A 1,411-nucleotide genomic window follows, 5' to 3' on the forward strand; every position below is an offset into this window, starting at 1 on the left:
GGGCGCGATAGTGGTCGCCTTCATGCGCGATGAAGACCTGCGTCTTGTGCTTGAGCCGCCGGAAGGCCGTCGAATGGATGATGCGGTCACGGTCACGCTGGAATGGCGTGCGGGTCGGGCTTTCCACCTCGTCGAACAGCCGCCCGCGCGACTTTGCCGGATCGCAGGCATAGGCGGCGCGCGGCCGATAGCCGAATCCGATGTCGCCCAACTCGTTGGTCATGGCTGATGCTGCCGCAGTTGACTTAGCCAGGTTGACTTGGCCCCTCGCGCTTCATACCTATCATGTGAAACCGAAAGCAAGGTGACGCCCATGGGCGCTGATGCCAAGACTGCCATGAAAGTCGATATGACCGAGGCCGCCGCCAGGCGGATCGCCAGGATTGTCTCGAACGAGGCCGGCAAGACGGCGCTGCGCGTGTCGGTCGAAGGCGGCGGCTGCTCGGGCTTCTCCTACAAGTTCGACCTGGTCGATACGCGCAACGACGACGACGTCGCCATCGAGAAGGACGGCGCCACCGTGCTGATCGACGACCTGTCGCTGGTCTATATGGGCGGCTCTGTGATCGATTTCGTCGACGATCTGATGGGCCAGTCGTTCCAGATCCGCAATCCGAACGCCGTCGCCTCCTGCGGCTGCGGCACGAGTTTCTCCATATAGAATGCCTGCCATTAGTGCGATCCGTCAGATCGCGCTGTCGGCTGGCCGTGATCTCGACACCACGCTGGCTTTCTGGCGCGACGTGCTCGGCATGGCGGTTCATGCGCGCTTCGATCCGCCGGGCATCGCCTTCATCATGGCCGGCGATATCAGGCTGCTGTTCACTGACGGCATACCGGCCGGAACCGTCTATCTCGACATATCCGGCCTCGACGACTTCCATGCCTCTGCGGTCGCGGCAGGCGTACCCTTCACCGCGCCGCCAACACTTGTCCATCGCGACACGGAGGGCCAGTTCGGTCCAGCGGGGGAAAGCGAATGGATGGCCTTCCTAAAGGACCCGGCTGGCAATACGATTGGCCTCGTCGAACGCCATCCGCCGCAAGAATCCAACTGAATAGCATCGAGACCGCCATGAAAATCGTCACCTGGAACATCAACGGTGTCCGCGCCCGCATTGGCAATCTCACCCATTGGCTGACCGAGAGCGCACCCGACATCGTCTGCCTGCAGGAGATCAAGACCGTCGACGAGCAATTCCCGCGCGCCGAGATCGAGGCGCTTGGCTACAATGTCGAAACCCATGGCCAGAAGGGTTTCAACGGCGTGGCCCTGTTGTCGAAGCTGCGCTTCGACGAAGTCATCCGGGGCCTGCCCGGCGACGATGCCGATGAACAGGCGCGTTTCATCGAAGGCGTTTTCTCGACCGACAAGGGCGCCTTGCGCGTCGCCTCGCTCTATCTGCCGAAC

3 protein-coding genes and 1 pseudogene are annotated in these 1,411 nt (G+C 62.2%); 3 read left to right on the plus strand and 1 reads right to left on the minus strand.

Annotated features, from left to right (window positions below; translation table 11 throughout):
* Positions 1-223 (minus strand): annotated as a pseudogene (locus EN964_RS34565) (deoxyguanosinetriphosphate triphosphohydrolase); the annotation flags it as partial.
* A 90-nt stretch (positions 224-313) separates the two neighbouring features.
* On the opposite strand from EN964_RS34565, the gene erpA reads away from it, so the two are divergent.
* From erpA to EN964_RS34580, 3 genes are all read left to right on the plus strand, one after another.
* Entirely contained in the window at positions 314-661 is a 348-nt protein-coding gene (gene erpA, locus EN964_RS34570) for an iron-sulfur cluster insertion protein ErpA (RefSeq protein WP_127270656.1), read from the plus strand.
* A gap of 1 nt (position 662) precedes the next feature.
* Complete coding sequence (locus tag EN964_RS34575; protein ID WP_127270658.1) at positions 663-1,058, plus strand: VOC family protein; 396 nt, start codon at positions 663-665, stop codon at positions 1,056-1,058.
* Positions 1,059-1,075: 17 nt separating this feature from the next.
* The coding region (locus tag EN964_RS34580; RefSeq protein ID WP_206528814.1) for an exodeoxyribonuclease III at positions 1,076-1,411 on the plus strand (336 nt) is incomplete at its 3' end.

The organism is Mesorhizobium sp. M7A.F.Ca.CA.001.10.2.1 (assembly GCF_003998575.1).
Lineage (GTDB): Bacteria > Pseudomonadota > Alphaproteobacteria > Rhizobiales > Rhizobiaceae > Mesorhizobium.

Bases quoted from the DNA above. Each gene is read 5' to 3' on its own strand.
- EN964_RS34575 (WP_127270658.1), top strand. From the start codon at position 663: ATGCCTGCCATTAGTGCGATCCGTCAGATCGCGCTGTCGGCTGGCCGT.
- erpA (WP_127270656.1), top strand. From the start codon at position 314: ATGGGCGCTGATGCCAAGACTGCCATGAAAGTCGATATGACCGAGGCC.